This is a genomic window from Acinetobacter sp. NigerLNRRAM0016 (assembly GCF_054112845.1).
Map to the genome: position 1 here is coordinate 133,066 of NZ_JBSYVT010000003.1, position 15,230 is coordinate 148,295.

At 41.6% G+C, this 15,230-nt stretch carries 15 protein-coding genes and 3 tRNA genes; 10 read left to right on the plus strand and 8 right to left on the minus strand.

Going from position 1 to position 15,230, the window contains the following annotated elements:
- Positions 1-3 precede the first annotated feature (3 nt).
- The gene (gene carA / locus ACWQ4X_RS03625; RefSeq protein WP_457902755.1) at positions 4-1,146 is read right to left on the minus strand and encodes a glutamine-hydrolyzing carbamoyl-phosphate synthase small subunit; all 1,143 of its coding nucleotides are present in this window, start codon (positions 1,144-1,146) and stop codon (positions 4-6) included.
- 327 nt (positions 1,147-1,473) lie between these two features.
- Between carA and ACWQ4X_RS03630 the strand changes: the two genes are divergently transcribed.
- Positions 1,474-1,941, plus strand: coding sequence for a hypothetical protein (locus ACWQ4X_RS03630; protein WP_100243303.1), 468 nt, complete (start codon positions 1,474-1,476; stop codon positions 1,939-1,941).
- Positions 1,942-2,006: 65 nt separating this feature from the next.
- Here the strand turns inward: ACWQ4X_RS03630 and ACWQ4X_RS03635 are convergent, their stop codons facing one another.
- Both ACWQ4X_RS03635 and yhbY read right to left on the minus strand, forming a co-directional pair.
- A complete protein-coding gene (locus tag ACWQ4X_RS03635; protein WP_457902756.1) occupies positions 2,007-2,546 on the minus strand; it encodes a DOMON-like domain-containing protein in 540 nt (179 codons plus the stop codon).
- A gap of 9 nt (positions 2,547-2,555) precedes the next feature.
- Positions 2,556-2,879 carry a ribosome assembly RNA-binding protein YhbY gene (yhbY, locus tag ACWQ4X_RS03640; protein ID WP_100243305.1) on the minus strand — a complete coding sequence of 108 codons (324 nt, stop codon included), beginning with the start codon at positions 2,877-2,879 and terminating at the stop codon, positions 2,556-2,558.
- A 185-nt stretch (positions 2,880-3,064) separates the two neighbouring features.
- Here yhbY and rlmE point away from each other — a divergent pair, with 185 nt between their 5' ends.
- The 5 genes from rlmE to ACWQ4X_RS03665 all read left to right on the plus strand — a co-directional run bounded on the left by rlmE (position 3,065) and on the right by ACWQ4X_RS03665 (position 8,931).
- On the plus strand, positions 3,065-3,715 hold the full coding sequence (gene rlmE, locus ACWQ4X_RS03645) for a 23S rRNA (uridine(2552)-2'-O)-methyltransferase RlmE (protein WP_044737920.1): 651 nt from the start codon (positions 3,065-3,067) through the stop codon (positions 3,713-3,715).
- Between the two features lie 136 nt (positions 3,716-3,851).
- Positions 3,852-5,741 (plus strand): ATP-dependent zinc metalloprotease FtsH, encoded by a 1,890-nt coding sequence (gene ftsH / locus ACWQ4X_RS03650; protein ID WP_100243306.1) that lies wholly within the window; start codon positions 3,852-3,854, stop codon positions 5,739-5,741.
- Positions 5,742-5,887: 146 nt separating this feature from the next.
- Positions 5,888-6,739, plus strand: a complete 852-nt coding sequence (gene folP / locus ACWQ4X_RS03655; RefSeq protein ID WP_457902757.1) for a dihydropteroate synthase — start codon at positions 5,888-5,890, stop codon at positions 6,737-6,739.
- 159 nt (positions 6,740-6,898) lie between these two features.
- A complete protein-coding gene (locus ACWQ4X_RS03660; RefSeq protein WP_457902758.1) occupies positions 6,899-8,494 on the plus strand; it encodes a vWA domain-containing protein in 1,596 nt (531 codons plus the stop codon).
- 122 nt (positions 8,495-8,616) lie between these two features.
- On the plus strand, positions 8,617-8,931 hold the full coding sequence (locus ACWQ4X_RS03665) for a DUF5713 family protein (RefSeq protein ID WP_142768008.1): 315 nt from the start codon (positions 8,617-8,619) through the stop codon (positions 8,929-8,931).
- Positions 8,932-8,987: 56 nt separating this feature from the next.
- Here the strand turns inward: ACWQ4X_RS03665 and ACWQ4X_RS03670 are convergent, their stop codons facing one another.
- Positions 8,988-9,356 (minus strand): hypothetical protein, encoded by a 369-nt coding sequence (locus ACWQ4X_RS03670; protein WP_457902759.1) that lies wholly within the window; start codon positions 9,354-9,356, stop codon positions 8,988-8,990.
- A gap of 96 nt (positions 9,357-9,452) precedes the next feature.
- Positions 9,453-9,538 (minus strand) — tRNA-Leu (locus ACWQ4X_RS03675).
- A 211-nt stretch (positions 9,539-9,749) separates the two neighbouring features.
- Between ACWQ4X_RS03675 and ACWQ4X_RS03680 the strand changes: the two genes are divergently transcribed.
- A complete protein-coding gene (locus ACWQ4X_RS03680) occupies positions 9,750-11,534 on the plus strand; it encodes an alkaline phosphatase D family protein (RefSeq protein WP_457902760.1) in 1,785 nt (594 codons plus the stop codon).
- 47 nt (positions 11,535-11,581) lie between these two features.
- On the opposite strand, the gene ACWQ4X_RS03685 is transcribed toward ACWQ4X_RS03680, so the two are convergent.
- Positions 11,582-12,313 (minus strand): hypothetical protein, encoded by a 732-nt coding sequence (locus ACWQ4X_RS03685; protein ID WP_457902761.1) that lies wholly within the window; start codon positions 12,311-12,313, stop codon positions 11,582-11,584.
- A gap of 172 nt (positions 12,314-12,485) precedes the next feature.
- Here ACWQ4X_RS03685 and ACWQ4X_RS03690 point away from each other — a divergent pair, with 172 nt between their 5' ends.
- Together ACWQ4X_RS03690 and ACWQ4X_RS03695 are read left to right on the plus strand one after the other, a co-directional pair.
- On the plus strand, positions 12,486-12,659 hold the full coding sequence (locus tag ACWQ4X_RS03690; protein WP_158293850.1) for a hypothetical protein: 174 nt from the start codon (positions 12,486-12,488) through the stop codon (positions 12,657-12,659).
- Positions 12,660-12,805: 146 nt separating this feature from the next.
- Positions 12,806-13,717, plus strand: a complete 912-nt coding sequence (locus ACWQ4X_RS03695) for a helix-turn-helix transcriptional regulator (protein WP_457902762.1) — start codon at positions 12,806-12,808, stop codon at positions 13,715-13,717.
- A gap of 127 nt (positions 13,718-13,844) precedes the next feature.
- Here ACWQ4X_RS03695 and ACWQ4X_RS03700 read toward each other — a convergent pair.
- A tRNA-Leu gene (locus tag ACWQ4X_RS03700) sits at positions 13,845-13,930 on the minus strand.
- Positions 13,931-13,943: 13 nt separating this feature from the next.
- Positions 13,944-14,017 (minus strand) — tRNA-Cys (locus tag ACWQ4X_RS03705).
- 152 nt (positions 14,018-14,169) lie between these two features.
- Between ACWQ4X_RS03705 and folD the strand changes: the two genes are divergently transcribed.
- Positions 14,170-15,018, plus strand: a complete 849-nt coding sequence (gene folD, locus ACWQ4X_RS03710) for a bifunctional methylenetetrahydrofolate dehydrogenase/methenyltetrahydrofolate cyclohydrolase FolD (RefSeq protein WP_457902763.1) — start codon at positions 14,170-14,172, stop codon at positions 15,016-15,018.
- Positions 15,019-15,230 lie beyond the last annotated feature (212 nt).

Below are 15,230 nucleotides of genomic sequence, written 5' to 3' on the forward strand. Positions count from 1 at the left end.
TAATTACTTCTTAGATGCTTCGATAAGTTCGATGAAATGATCGAACAATGGGGCACAGTCATGTGGACCAGGGCTTGCTTCAGGGTGACCTTGGAAGCTGAACGCTGGCTTGTCTAAACGATGGATCCCTTGCAAGGTTTGATCGAATAAAGACTTGTGCGTAGCTTTTAGGTTTGCAGGTAAAGTTTCTGCATCAACTGCGAAGCCATGGTTCTGAGAAGTAATCATCACAGTACCATCCTCAATGTTTTGTACTGGATGGTTTGCACCGTGGTGACCATGTGGCATTTTCACAGTTTTGGCACCAGAAGCCAAAGCAAGAATTTGGTGACCCAAGCAAATACCAAATACAGGTACGTTGCGTGCATCTTCTACAATTGTTTTTACAGCTTCAATGGCATAGTCACATGCTGCAGGGTCACCAGGACCGTTCGATAAGAACACGCCATCTGGATTTAAAGCGAGTACTTTCTCTGCAGGAGTTTGCGCAGGAACAACGGTGAGTTTGCAACCGCGGTCTGCGAGCATACGTAAGATGTTGGTTTTGACACCGTAGTCGTATGCTACAACGTGGAATTTATGTTCAGGTTGAGTAAAGCCTTTACCAAGAACCCAAGAACCTTCAGTCCATTCAAAGCCTTCAGGATCACAGCATTCTTTCGCAAGGTCTAAACCATTCAAGCCACCGAATGCACGAGCTTTTGCTAAAGCTTCTTCTTCAGTAATATTTTCGCCAGCTAGAATACAACCGTTCTGCGCACCTTTGGCACGCAAAATACGTGTTAATTTACGTGTATCGATATCGGCAATTGCAACGACATTGTGCTCTACAAGGTATTCACCTAGAGATTGTTCTGCACGGAAGTTGCTATGCAATAAAGGTAAGTCACGGATAATTAAACCGTTTGCCCACACTTTATGAATACGGCCAGACTCTGCATCTTCAGAGTTGCAACCTGTATTACCGATATGCGGATAAGTTAATGTCACAAGTTGTTGTGCATAACTTGGATCGGTCAGAATTTCTTGATAGCCAGTCATGGCTGTGTTAAAAACGACTTCACCAGTCGTACTTCCCGTTGCGCCGATAGACGTACCTTTAAAGATTGTACCGTCGGCGAGGGCTAAAATGGCGGGGATGCTCAAACCAAAGCTCCTGAACTAAAACCACAAAAATAGGGCTGTAAAAAAGCGAGTAGACGAAAAAAAAGGAAGGCTATTAAAAAAACCTACCCTCCCTCGTGTCTGCTCGCTTGTAACTTAACAGCGCATTATACGCATCAGCTATGAAGAAGTCCACGTAAAAACCAAAGAATAAAAAGATAAAAGACTTGCATTTTTTAGATCGTTGTTTTGTTGCACAAAAAATGGAAAATGTAAGCAATTAAGAATTGTCTGACAAATCAAGCCCTAAATTTGAACACATCCAGTTAAGCTGTAAATCTTCCTTACTATAAGAACAGGTTGTGCATCATGACAGTAGAAAAAAAACCGACAGAAGTGACCGATTCCCTGAAAGAGGTCGTCACTGAAAGTTCCGCAAAATTGGAAAAAGTGGCAAAGCAAGCGAAGCAGCAGGTGACAGAAGCCGTGACAGAGGCTGAAGAAAAAGTCACTGAAGAGGCGAAGCAATTAAATGCTACCGTGCAAGATCAAATTCGCCAGCTCAAAGAAGATGTAGTGCAGCGTATCGAGAGTTTGAAATCACAATTGAACTTGTCACAGAAAGATCTCACTGATCTGAAAGACTTTGTAAAAACGGAAGTGAATGCGGTAATTGAAGATTTGACCAAATTTGGTAAAGAGCTGAAAGATGATGTCAGCCAGATCTCGGTTAAGCATAAAGACCAATTAACTGAAACCTTTAAACGTTCTAAAGAACATACTTTAGAAGCGTGGAATAAAGTTTCGAGTAAAGATGCTTCGGAAAGCCAACCTTGAGCGCATCATGAATTTATAAAGAAAAATTTCACCTCTCCTTGTAAAAGGAGAGGAGTTGGAGTGCTTTAGAACTGATGTAGCCAATCGCGTTTATTGTGAAAATCCGCTGTTGGACTACTGTGTTGCATGGCGTAGAACTGCTCACCTTGAGAGGTCTTCAGTACAGCGGTCAAGCCAATGAATAGATCAGACCATTTGAGCTTATGCTGCAACATAAATTCGGTTAAATCTACACTCACATTCAGTCCATAGTGCGTGCGCTTGAGTTGGTTCAACTCAATATCATACGCAGCATGCGGTGGCATATCTTCAGGATAGCGATACTCTTCAAATTGGTAGGCTTGCCATGCTTGAGAAGGCGCTAAATTGATTTCACGATAAAAATCTTCGTGCTTCACACCAATAAAAATCTCAAAACAGGTGTTTTCCCAAAGAAAATCCTGACGTGGATGTGCTGCAACTAAAGCAGGCCAGTCAATCCACTGGTTCGGGTCACGAATCCAAAAGCCGACATTCAGCGTAAACGGGCTGACTTGTTCAATCGCGCCCACCACAGAAATGGCTTGGAAGCGTCGGTCAAATGCGCTGAGCTCGTAACTTGCCATAAATCAAAATTACTTAGATAAATGAGCGTGGCGAACAAGGTTCGAAAGTTTTGGATTTTGCTGTTTCGCTTTTTTGTAAAGCAGGGCAATTTTACCAATCGTTTGTACTACTTCAGCGCCAGTCACTTCTGCAATTTCAGCAATCACTGCGACACGTGCTTCACGATCTTCACCTGCAATCTTAACTTTGATGAGTTCGTGATCATTTAATGCACGGTTGGTTTCCTCAACGACATTCTCAGTCAAACCTTGACCACCAATCATCACAACAGGATTAAGTGCATGACCAATTTGACGTAAACGCTTGCGTTCCTGAATAGATAAAGCCGCCATGAAAGATAACCTAATTTTAAAAACGACCTAGTATAGCAAAAATGAGTTAAAGCGGTTGAAATAATCGATCTTGTTGATTGAAAAAAACAGGCGCTTTAAGTCGATTTAGATACAGATGTATACTGCAAGCACTTGGTTTTTCACGTACAATAAAAAATTAGAAGTTTTTATATACATAGAGAGTTATGGCCACACGCATTACCAACCAAAAATTATCCAAAAGTAGTCGTGCGTGGATGAGAGAACATCTTGATGATCCTTTTGTGAAAAAAGCACAGAAGGAAGGTTATCGAGCGCGTGCTGCTTATAAGTTACTTGAAATCCAAGAAAAATATAAAATTATTAAGCCTGGTATGACCGTGGTGGATTTGGGTGCTGCTCCAGGAAGTTGGTCCCAAATTGCAGGAAAACTGGTCGGTGACAAAGGTTTGGTTATCGCATCAGATATTTTAGAAATGGATGCTTTACCCGATGTGACTTTTTTACAAGGTGATTTCCGTGAGGAAGAAGTCTTCGAAAAATTGTTAAATATTTTAAATGGGCGTGTTGTTGACGTTGTAATTTCAGATATGGCCCCCAATACATCAGGTAATAGAGCTGTAGATCAACCTCGTCAAATCTACCTGTGTGAACTAGCACTGGACTTTGCCAATAAAGTTTTAGGACCAAATGGGCAGTTTGTAGTGAAAGTTTTCCAAGGCTCAGGCTTTGATGAATTCCGTAAACAAGTGGTCGATAGTTTTGACGTGTTGAAGACGGCTAAGCCAGCTGCATCACGTGCTCGTTCGAAAGAAGTTTTTTTAATCGGCCAAGGGCGCAAGAAGGCTTTAAAGTAAAGTTTACTTGCCAACTCGTTAAAAATTGTGCATTTTGTACTTTTTTACATTATTGAACAGCTGGGTTTACAGCTTACATTATTAAGGTCACCCATCCTTGGGCATGATCAAATTAGATTGATATGGGAATAAAGCTTTGAGCGATCTCTTCAAGAATGCCGTGTTGTGGCTCATTATACTGGGTGTGCTGATTTTGATCTTCAGCAACATCAGTGACCGTGATAAGCCAACTGCAATGAACTATTCAGAGTTCGTTACAGCGGTGAATGCTGGTCAAATTAAGCAAGTCACAATTGATGGTGAAAGAATTAGTGGCACTAAATCAAATGGATCTGAGTTCGAAAGCATTCGTCCAGCGGTGCAAGATCCTGAATTGATGCCTAGCCTGATTAAAAACAATGTTGTCGTTGAAGGTACTGCACCACAACGCCAAGGTTTGTTGATGCAACTTCTGATTGCAAGCTTCCCTGTACTCTTAATCATTTTGTTATTCATGTTCTTTATGCGCAACATGGGTGGCGGAGCAGGTGGTAAAAACGGTCCAATGAGTTTTGGTAAGTCAAAAGCAAAAATGCTGTCTGAAGACCAAATTAAAGTTACATTTACTGATGTAGCGGGCTGTGATGAAGCGAAGCAAGAAGTAGTTGAAATTGTAGACTTCTTGAAAGATCCTGCGAAGTTTAAACGTCTTGGTGCAACCATTCCGAAAGGCGTGTTAATGGTGGGTCCACCCGGTACAGGTAAAACTTTACTTGCGAAAGCGATTGCAGGTGAAGCGAAAGTGCCATTCTTTAGTATTTCTGGTTCTGACTTCGTTGAGATGTTTGTCGGTGTCGGTGCATCACGTGTACGTGATATGTTCGAACAAGCCAAACGTCATGCGCCATGTATCATTTTCATCGATGAGATTGATGCTGTTGGTCGTCACCGTGGTTCAGGTACAGGTGGTGGTCACGATGAGCGTGAACAAACTTTGAACCAGATGCTGGTAGAAATGGATGGCTTTGAAGGTAATGAAGGGATTATCGTCATTGCTGCAACCAACCGTGCTGATGTATTGGATAAAGCCTTATTACGTCCTGGTCGCTTTGACCGTCAAGTGATGGTGGGTCTTCCTGACATTAAAGGTCGTGAGCAAATTCTGAATGTTCACTTGAAGAAATTACCTTCAGTGACAGGCGTGGACCTTAAAGTTTTGGCTCGTGGTACACCAGGCTTCTCTGGTGCGCAATTGGCGAACTTGGTCAATGAAGCTGCATTGTTTGCTGCTCGTCGTAATAAAAATACGGTGGATATGCATGACTTTGAGGATGCGAAAGACAAAATTTACATGGGTCCAGAGCGTAAATCGATGGTGCTTCGTGAAGAAGAGCGTCGTGCAACGGCTTACCATGAAGCGGGTCATGCGATTGTGGCTGAAATTTTGCCGGGAACAGATCCTGTGCATAAAGTGACAATTATGCCGCGTGGTTGGGCATTGGGTGTGACTTGGCAGTTGCCTGAGCAAGATCAGATTAGCCATTACAAAGACAAGATGTTGAATGAACTTTCGATCTTGTTTGGTGGTCGTATCGCGGAAGAAATCTTCATTAACCAGCAATCTACAGGTGCTTCGAACGACTTCGAACGTGCAACCAAAATGGCACGTGCGATGGTGACCAAATACGGTATGTCGGACAAACTTGGTGTGATGGTTTACGAAGATGAAAACCAAAATGGTTTCTTTGGTAATGTCGGTAGCCGTACTATTTCTGAAGCAACGCAACAAAAAGTCGATGAAGAAGTACGTCGCATCCTTGATGAGCAATACCGTGTGGCACGTGATGTCTTGGAAAATAACAAAGATATCGCTCATGCGATGGTGAAAGCTTTGATGGAATGGGAAACGATTGATCGTGATCAAATCCGTGACATTATGGAAGGACGTGAACCACAACCACCTAAGGTGTATGTGGCTGAGAATCCTGTGATTGATGTGACGCCAACCAGCGGTCCATCTACACCACCACCATTACCAGCAAGCTAAGCTGCAAAGGTAATGTAAAAGAGAGTCTCTAAATGAGGCTCTTTTTTTATGCTGTTGCCTTAAGAATAAAAGTCGAATTGAAAAGTTTTCAGCCTTAAATAAGATTGAATTGCTACACTAGCAGCTATTGTTTCAGGAGTGTATTTATGCAACTTAAGCCTTTACCGAATCGCGTTCTCAGCTGTGGTCGTTTGAGTTTAGATTTATCCCAACTACATGTGATGGGGATTCTAAACGTGACACCTGATTCTTTTAGTGATGGTGGCTTGCATAACTCCCAAGATGCTGCAGTTGCGCGTGCATTACAAATGGTGGCAGAAGGGGCGACGGTAATTGATGTGGGGGGCGAGTCCACACGACCAGGCGCATCAGTGGTTGAGGTTGAAGAGGAAATTCGCAGAGTCATTCCCGTGGTGCAGGCACTTGCAGAGCATGATGTTATTATTTCAATTGATACCTCGCAACCTGAAGTGATTCGTGCGGCTGTCGCTGCGGGGGCGCATATTTGGAATGATGTGCGTGCACTGACGCGTCCACATGCACTTGAAACTGCAGCGGAGTTAAATATTCCAATTATTATTATGCATATGCGTGGTGAGCCGACCACCATGAATAATTTGAATCAGTACCAAGATGTGACTGAGGATGTGATTGCAGAGTTACAGCAGCGTGTTGATGATGCTTTGGCGGCTGGGGTAAAACCTGAACATATCATGATTGACCCTGGTTTTGGTTTTGCCAAGAATGCTCAGCAGAACTTGCGACTGTTAAAAGAGTTCTGGAAGCTAAATCGTATGGGTTATCCAATCTTATCCGCATTGTCACGTAAGCGCTTTATAGGTGAGGCACTGGGCGGTGCTGATGCAGTAGAGCGTGCAGTGGGTTCTGTTACAGCACATTTGCTGAGTATTCAGCAGGGTGCAAGCATGGTGCGTGCGCATGATGTGAAAGCCATGTCTGATGCGATTAAAGTGTGGAAAGCCATGCAATCTGCTTAAACGGCTGCTGAACTTAAATATATTGCTGGATATAGAACAATAAATGATTTGTGATGCATAGCTCTTGCATATTTTGTGTAAGGAGAGTGCTTTGTAATACGGGGCTATGTTTGCAGAATGATGGAATTGAAATTTAAATAAAATAACGTTGGATAAATCATGAAGTTAAGACCTAAATTTTTAGTACTTGCTGTAACAGGTATATTGTTGGTTGCTTGTGGTCAGGTTCCGCCACAACAAATGTCGATGAGCAGAACAGCAGCTGCTGGTTTGGCGATGCCTGCACCGATGGCTATGATAAGCATGCCTGAAAATATGCCATTGCCTATCGAAAATACCGAGAATTATCAGAAAATAGAAACCAATCCTGTGTATGTGGTTGCGCAGCAGCCTATCTCTACCTTTAGTATTGATGTGGATACAGGAAGCTACACTAATGTTCGGCGCTATTTGACACAGGCAGCGCAATTGCCTCCTGTGGATGCTGTACGCATAGAAGAAATGGTGAATTATTTTAACTATCACTATCCAAATCCTGTGGGGCAGCATCCATTTTCGGTGAATACTGAAGTGGTTAATTCTCCTTGGCAGCAAAATGCCAAAATTATCAAGATTGGCATTAAGGCTAAAGATTTGCAGATGCAGCAACTTCCACCTGCCAATCTGGTATTTTTGGTGGATGTCTCTGGCAGTATGAGTGCTGAAAATAAGCTACCTTTGGTGAAGAAAACCCTGAGCATATTAACGGAGCAATTACGCCCACAAGACAAGGTGAGTATTGTGACCTATGCCAGCGGTGAAGATCTGGCTTTGGCGCCAACTGCTGGCGCTGACAAGGATAAAATTTTAAAAGTCATTCATCGCTTAAAAGCAGGCGGGGCAACCTCAGGTGAGCGTGCTATTCAATTGGCTTATGATCAAGCACAAAAATCTTATATTCAGGGTGGCATCAACCGTATTCTGATCGCAACCGATGGTGACTTTAATGTCGGAATTACAGATTTTGACACCTTAAAGGGCATGATTGCGGAAAAACGTAAATCAGGCATTTCCTTTTCCACGTTTGGTTTTGGTTCTGGAAACTACGATGAGCAGTTAATGGAGCAGTTGGCAGATGCGGGAGATGGGAGCTATAGTTATATCGACAATGAGCGTGAAGCCAAGAAGGTGTTACAACGCCAACTCAGTTCCACACTGGCCACAGTTGCGCAGGATGTCAAAATCCAAGTCGAGTTTAACCCCGCAACAGTCAAAGAATATCGTCTGGTCGGTTATGAAAATCGCCTATTAAAAAATGAAGATTTTAATAATGATCGTGTAGATGCGGGGGATATTGGGGCGGGGCATACGGTCACGGCCTTATATGAAATTATTCCTGTGGGGCAAAAAGGCTGGTTGAATGAGTCGCGCTATCAAGCACCTGTAAATTCAAGTAAAGCCAACACGCAGGAATATGCTTATGTGAATGTGCGCTATAAACAACCGCAACAGAGTCAAAGTATTTTGTTAAGCCAGCCAGTGCCTGTACGTAGCCAAGACTTGGCGCAGTCATCGGCTGATACGCGCTTTGCGATCGCTGTTGCAGCTTATGCACAGCAATTACGGGGTGGGCAGTATAATGCTCAGATGCAATGGGATGATATTTTCAAGTTGGCGCAAAGTGCAGCACAGCCAGATGAGTTTGGCTTACGTACCGAGTTTCTGGATTTGGTGAAAACAGCAAAAAGCTTGAGTGCTGAGCTTGTTAAACCTTAATTCTAAATTTCTGTATTTTTTCATGATATTCAAGGGTGGAATTTAATCTGCCCTTTTTTATTTGGTAAAAGCCAGTCTTTATGCTATATAGGCTCGCGTTTATTAGTAGTTTGAGTGGCTGTATGTTTGCAGATTTACTTCTCCCGATGTTTGATGATGAATATTACCCAGATGTATTGGTGGCTGAAGTGCAGCAATGCATTGTGCAATTTGCTAAGAAAGTGGCAAAGGTTAAGGACAGTACATCTGAAATTTATCGATTTGCAAATGATGCTGTTTCAGCAATTAATGAAATGAAGCCACAGTTTGAAGATTTGGATTCATCGCTCGATGATACCGCGGCCGATTATATTGCTGAAGCCATGATGATGGTAGTGCAAGAACATGGTCATTTCGATGTAGAAATGGAAGAGTTGATTGCGAATCGAGAGTGGTGAGTCACTCTCTGTTTTTTATGTTGGTGAGATGAATTGGATTAATGCAAGATTGAGGTTTACAGTTCATCTAAAAGGTCATTTAAGTGACAGCTTTGATTTAAGTGCTCATCTTCAATTGCATTGACCGTCATCACATATTTATCTTTGATTTTTTCAGTATTGGCACTGAGATTCAGCCAAAACTTTGGATAAGTTTTTATGAGTGTGCGTATGTGCTGTTCATCACGTATATGGTTAAAACTTAACTTAAACTCTGCATCTACAGACTTACATACTTGTAGGTAAAGCTGCTGGTCTTTTTCGAGAATCGTCCCAGCAAACCGATCATAAAATTTTTCAGTATTTGTCTCTACGGCCTTGGTTTCTGCGTGAGCAAGGTTTGAAAGACTCAGGATTAAAGTCATCAAGCTTAGGATTTTTTTCATTTTGTTGTGGTTTCGTCATTTTGATTTATAAATTATAGGCATAAAAAAACCAGCTTTCGCTGGATTTTTATTACACCATTTTAAGAAGTATTAAAATGGTGCCCGGGGCCGGACTCGAACCGGCACGCTTTGAGGGCGGGGGATTTTAAATCCCCTGTGTCTACCTATTTCACCACCCGGGCATGAGCGCAATAATAGAGTACCAATTTATTCTTTGCAAGTTGATTTCTTCGTATTTGCTTTATTTTCAGACAATTCATGAGTTTGTGATCAAAAAATCACAATTTTAACGACAACAGGGACTTGCCTTGTCATCATATGTTCATGTAATTGAGATCATCATTAAATATTCTTTGCCTATTTTTTAAGTCACGTTTCTAGTGGATTAAAAAAATGACAAATACTTTAACGCGCCGTGAACTCATTCAAAAAACTTTAGCTGGTTTTGGTGCGGTTTCTTTACCTCTTTCACTCACCGCATGTGGTGATGACTCGGATGATGCTTCGGGTTCGAGTGTTAGTGTGCAATTTGCACATGGTGTTGCCAGTGGTGACCCGTTACAAGACCGCGTGATTATTTGGACGCGTGCAACGCCTAGTGATCTGGAAGCACGCTTAGAAATTGTTTGGGAAGTGGCAAGCGATCAGCAATTTACTCAAATGGTTGCGACAGGTAAAGTCCAAACCAGTCCAGCACAAGACTACACGGTAAAAGTGGATGTCATAGGGCTATTGCCACAGCAGCGTTATTTTTATCGTTTCCGTTTTGGGCAAAGCATTTCACCGATTGGGCAAATGAAGACCTTAGCTATTCAGGCTTCTCAGGTGAAATTTGCAGTTTGTTCCTGTTCCAATTATCCCGCAGGTTATTTCTATGTTTACCGTGAAATGGCGAAACAGGATGTCGACGTGGTGCTGCATCTGGGGGATTATATTTATGAATATGGCAAAGACGGCTACGCAACAGAAGATGCGGAGAAACTCGGGCGTTTGCTTGCAGATGATAATAATCAGGAAATTATTGGTTTAGATGATTATCGCAAACGTTATGCTTTGTACCGTCAAGATTTGGATTTGCAGGCATTGCATCAGCGACACCCCTTTATTGTAATTTGGGATGATCATGAGCTAGCCAATGATACTTGGCACGATGGGGCGGAGAATCATACTGAGGCAACTGCACAAGCGCAAAATGAAGGGAAATTCTCTGAGCGTAAACTGGCAGCGTTACAAGCCTACTTTGAGTGGATGCCAATTCGTCCAGTATCAGAGGACGATCATTTACATATTTATCGTCAGTTTGATTTTGGTTCACTGGTGCAGTTAACCATGCTGGATACACGTATTATTGCGCGGGATCAGCAATTGGACTATGCCAATTACATGAACACACAAGGTTTGAATACGGTGCAGTTCCAGCAAGACTTGCTGGCGCAGGATCGGACTTTACTTGGCTATGAGCAGCGGGACTGGTTACTGCAAAAACTCATGAGCAGTGGTGCCACGTGGAACGTATTGGGACAGCAGGTGCTGATGTCAAAAATGTTCATTCCTGCTGAGCTTTTGTTGTCTCTGGCTGAAATCAGCAGTGGTACGGTTACGGCTGAAACATTGGTGAAAATGAATACGCAAATTACAGAGCTGGTTCAAATCAAATTACGTTTACAGGCGGGTGATCCAACTCTGACTGACTTAGAAAAGGCACGGGTCAATACAGTTGCACCTTATAATTTGGATGCATGGGATGGTTATTTTTATGAGCGAGAAGTGCTGTATGCAACCCTAAAGAGCTTGAATAAGAAAGTCGTCGTCTTGGCAGGGGATACACATAATGCTTGGTATTCGGAGTTGCTGAGCAAGGATCAAGATATGCTGGGCGTGGAGTTGGCAACCAGTTCGGTGTCTTCACCTGGTTTGGAAAAATATTTAAATATTCCTTTGGCACAATTGCAGCAATTTGAATATGCCTTTCAGACTTTAATTAATGATCTGGCATACTGTAATTTGAATCAGCGGGGGTATTTGTTGGTCGATTTTACTGAACAGAATATGCAGTCGAATTGGATTTTTATCGACAGTATTAAAGAGCAAAGCTACATGGTTGATGAATCGCGAGGCTATCAACTTATTTTCAATTCGCAATTGCAGTTGTTGGGAGATTTACAGCAATCGGCTTAACTAATCATCAAAAACATAAAAAAACTGGGTCAAAGCCCAGTTTTTTATTACATTAAACTATCGAGATAATTTTCTAAATCCTGATGCTTGTGGGTTAAGCATAATTGTTGTTCCATCTGCATGGACTTTAAATGCAGGTTTTTAAAATGCTGTAATTGCTTGAGTTTCTGTTGATATGTTGCCGTATTTTTTTTGCTAAATTGCAGTATTATTTTGAGTCGAATAATTTGTTTATAACTCCAGAAATTAAAGCGGCGTAATTCCTGTAAATAATATAGTCCAACATGTGTAGCGCTATTGCGGAATAGATTTTCTTTATAAAACTTTACAAAGCCAAAACCCATGGCAAAGAAAAACAGCACAATTTGTAAAAATGTACTTTCGATAAAGGCAATATTGACCGCTTGTAAAATAATAAGGGCTGCAATTTTAATTGGTGCATGCTGCTGTTGTTCATAATAAGAACGAGAACTGTGCTTCATTTGTTTGAGGACAAGCGGAACATAAAGCATGTAAAGCAGCATAAAGCACAGCGCAGAAATGCCTTGTGCTTGAAATGTAGTAAAGCGTAGGAAATGCGATTCGATATAGTGACCAAGGCTTAAAGACAGTGAAACGAAAATCATAATGGCTAAGATCCAAGGAATAAACTCCTTGATTTCATCCATTAAACCTTTAGTTTTCAGCATGCCATAAAATACAAAATTACGTCTAAATGCATAGGGATACTGAATCTGTAATTGTTTTAAAAAGAGCGCAGCCTGCTTGTCACTGACCATAAAAATAAGTACTTGAAAGTTGCCGTATTATAAATCAGAAAAGCATATTTGGGTCAAATGATATTAAAACCAACTAAATTAGTAGAAAAATTTTACTATTTAGTGAAATCGTGACACCACCTGACCAGTTGATAGCATATTTTACAAAAACTGTGATCGGTTGGAGGGTTTTATGAAAATTATCGCTGGACCATTACATTTTTTGCATATTAAAAAAGCAAAGAGTCGAATGATTCGAGGGTTCATTCGTAAAGAATTAAAGACTGAAAAATTCAGTCATTTTTATTTTTCATTGATTCATATGGAGCAATATAAAGAGCGGTTAAAACTGAATATAAAGTTGTAAGTGGTAAAAATTTCTGTTTGCTGTATTTTCTTTTGTCATTAAATGCGGTATTCATAAATAAAACGATGCTTGGATTTTAAGCCGAGCAAATACTAAATGAATTAAATATGACTTGATAATAATTTTGTGGGTAAGGGTGTTTTTTTATGGAGCGTCAAGCTTCTTCTCATGAGCGATTAGCGGAACGCTTGGCCAGTATTGTAATTAAATTGAATAATGGTCAAAAGTTAAATGCCAAATTGTTAGCTCAAGAGTTTTCCGTCAGTCCGCGAACGATCGTGCGAGATTTCGATCGCTTAAGTATTCATTTGCCGTTGGTTCATGATCAGAAATCGAAACAGTATTATTTAAAGCAGCATGATTCAGGTCGCATTCGAGCGCAGGATGTACAGAGTTTTGCTGAGCTATCGGGGATTGGGAGTTTGTTTCCCAGCCTTGAATTGCCATTCCTACGAGAGTTATTCGGCAATCAGGCGCAGAAAACCTATATGGCAAAAGGCTATAGCTTTGAAGATGCGACACAGTTTCTCGGGCTATTCCAGTATTTTTCCAAAGCGATTCAGGAACAACGTGAAGTTGAGTTTTTATATCGCAATGAATATCGACGGGTACAACCTTATCGCCTTATTCATCATTTTGGCAGTTGGTATCTGGCAGCTGTCGATGATGATCAATTAAAAGCGTATCGCTTAGGTCGCATTCAATTGATGAATCCTCTACAAGAGTTATCGTTATTCGAGCAAAGTGCAGCAATTCAAGAGCAGCTTGAACAGGAGCAGAGTATTTGGTTTGGGAAAGAAAAGCAGGAAGTGCATTTGCTGGTTGATGCTGAAGTGGCTTCTTTTTTCAAATTCAAAAAGCAATTTCCTCAACAGACCATTCTGAAAGAAATGGAAAATGGCAATTTACACTTGTCAATTTCTATTACTCATCCGAAGCAATTACTGCCTTTTGTACGTTACTGGATTCCCTATGTACAAATTCTGGAGCCGAGTAGCTTAAAAGAGGATTTCTTTCGAGAGTTAAAAGCTTATATGCAGCAAGCATTAACGGTATAAACAACGCAGTACTATTTGAAATTTAACTTTGCTGGCTTGATTTACGGATTAGGCAGGAGGAGTTTTTAGACATAAAAAAACCAGCTTTCGCTGGATTTTTATTACACCATTTTAAGAAGTATTAAAATGGTGCCCGGGGCCGGACTCGAACCGGCACGCTTTGAGGGCGGGGGATTTTAAATCCCCTGTGTCTACCTATTTCACCACCCGGGCGTTTTAACAAGATTGGAGGCGGAGGTCGGAATCGAACCGGCGTACACGGAGTTGCAGTCCGCTGCATGACCACTCTGCCACCCCGCCATGTCTTGTTGATGCACATATTAGCAACCTTTAAAAAAATTACAATACTTTAAATCGTGCATATGCACATAAAATCAGCATGTAGAATAAATTTGCCTAAATAATCATGTATTATTTGCAAAATTGATTCATATCTACCTTGGAGATGTGCTGTGGCATTAGTTTTAGATGGTCGTGCGTTGGCTAAACAAATTGAAACTGACTTGTTAACACGTGTTGAAGCGTTAAAAGCAAAATCAGGTCGTACCCCAATTTTGGCAACGATTCTGGTCGGTGACGATGGCGCATCAGCGACTTACGTGCGTATGAAGGGTAATGCCTGCCGTCGTGTAGGTATGGATTCATTAAAAGTTGAGCTTCCGAAAGAGACCACAACCGAGCAATTATTGGCTGAAATTGAAAAATTGAATGCGAATCCAGATGTGCACGGTATTTTGTTGCAGCATCCAGTGCCTGCGCAAATTGATGAGCGTGCGTGTTTCGATGCCATTGCTTTAGAAAAAGATGTGGATGGTGTGACTTGCCTTGGTTTTGGTCGTATGGCAATGGGTGAGGCGGCATATGGTTCTGCAACTCCAGCAGGCATCATGACAATCCTTAAAGCAAACAACATTGAAATTGCAGGCAAACATGCTGTGGTTGTAGGTCGTTCTGCAATTTTGGGTAAACCAATGGCGGCGATGTTATTGGAAGCAAATGCTACCGTAACGATTTGCCATTCTCGTACGCAAAACCTTGCTGAGTTTGTTAAACAAGCCGATATTATTGTGGGTGCCGTGGGTAAAGCCGAATTGATTCAAAAAGACTGGATCAAGCAAGGTGCAGTTGTAGTTGATGCTGGCTTCCATCCACGTGATGGCGGTGGTGTAGGTGATATCCAGTTGGTGGGTATTGAAGAGATTGCATCTGCTTATACGCCTGTTCCAGGTGGTGTAGGTCCAATGACCATTACGACTTTGATTCGTCAAACAGTGGAAGCGGCTGAGAAAGCATTAGGCTAATGCTTTAAATGTGCTTTTAAAAAGCTGTATAGCATATAAAACTATACAGCTTTTTTTATGGGAGAAATTTCATCTAGGCGAATTTTAGCTTAGTTAAAATCCTCTGTTCATACCACCTTGAGTGATGGTGCAGTTTTGCTATGCGGATTATTACTTTTCAGTCACTTGAAGCTGGATTATGATCGCCTGATCTGTTGATTCAAGTGACAGCG

What these genes read in the sequence shown, in the direction of transcription:
- ACWQ4X_RS03665 (WP_142768008.1), top strand. Translation starts at nt 8,617, where the DNA reads ATGTTTGCAGATTTACTTCTCCCGATGTTTGATGATGAATATTACCCA.
- yhbY (WP_100243305.1), bottom strand. Translation starts at nt 2,879, where the DNA reads ATGGCGGCTTTATCTATTCAGGAACGCAAGCGTTTACGTCAAATTGGT.
- ACWQ4X_RS03680 (WP_457902760.1), top strand. Translation starts at nt 9,750, where the DNA reads ATGACAAATACTTTAACGCGCCGTGAACTCATTCAAAAAACTTTAGCT.
- folP (WP_457902757.1), top strand. Translation starts at nt 5,888, where the DNA reads ATGCAACTTAAGCCTTTACCGAATCGCGTTCTCAGCTGTGGTCGTTTG.
- ACWQ4X_RS03630 (WP_100243303.1), top strand. Translation starts at nt 1,474, where the DNA reads ATGACAGTAGAAAAAAAACCGACAGAAGTGACCGATTCCCTGAAAGAG.
- ACWQ4X_RS03670 (WP_457902759.1), bottom strand. Translation starts at nt 9,356, where the DNA reads ATGAAAAAAATCCTAAGCTTGATGACTTTAATCCTGAGTCTTTCAAAC.
- ACWQ4X_RS03690 (WP_158293850.1), top strand. Translation starts at nt 12,486, where the DNA reads ATGAAAATTATCGCTGGACCATTACATTTTTTGCATATTAAAAAAGCA.
- ACWQ4X_RS03635 (WP_457902756.1), bottom strand. Translation starts at nt 2,546, where the DNA reads ATGGCAAGTTACGAGCTCAGCGCATTTGACCGACGCTTCCAAGCCATT.
- ACWQ4X_RS03660 (WP_457902758.1), top strand. Translation starts at nt 6,899, where the DNA reads ATGAAGTTAAGACCTAAATTTTTAGTACTTGCTGTAACAGGTATATTG.
- ACWQ4X_RS03695 (WP_457902762.1), top strand. Translation starts at nt 12,806, where the DNA reads ATGGAGCGTCAAGCTTCTTCTCATGAGCGATTAGCGGAACGCTTGGCC.
- ACWQ4X_RS03685 (WP_457902761.1), bottom strand. Translation starts at nt 12,313, where the DNA reads ATGGTCAGTGACAAGCAGGCTGCGCTCTTTTTAAAACAATTACAGATT.
- rlmE (WP_044737920.1), top strand. Translation starts at nt 3,065, where the DNA reads ATGGCCACACGCATTACCAACCAAAAATTATCCAAAAGTAGTCGTGCG.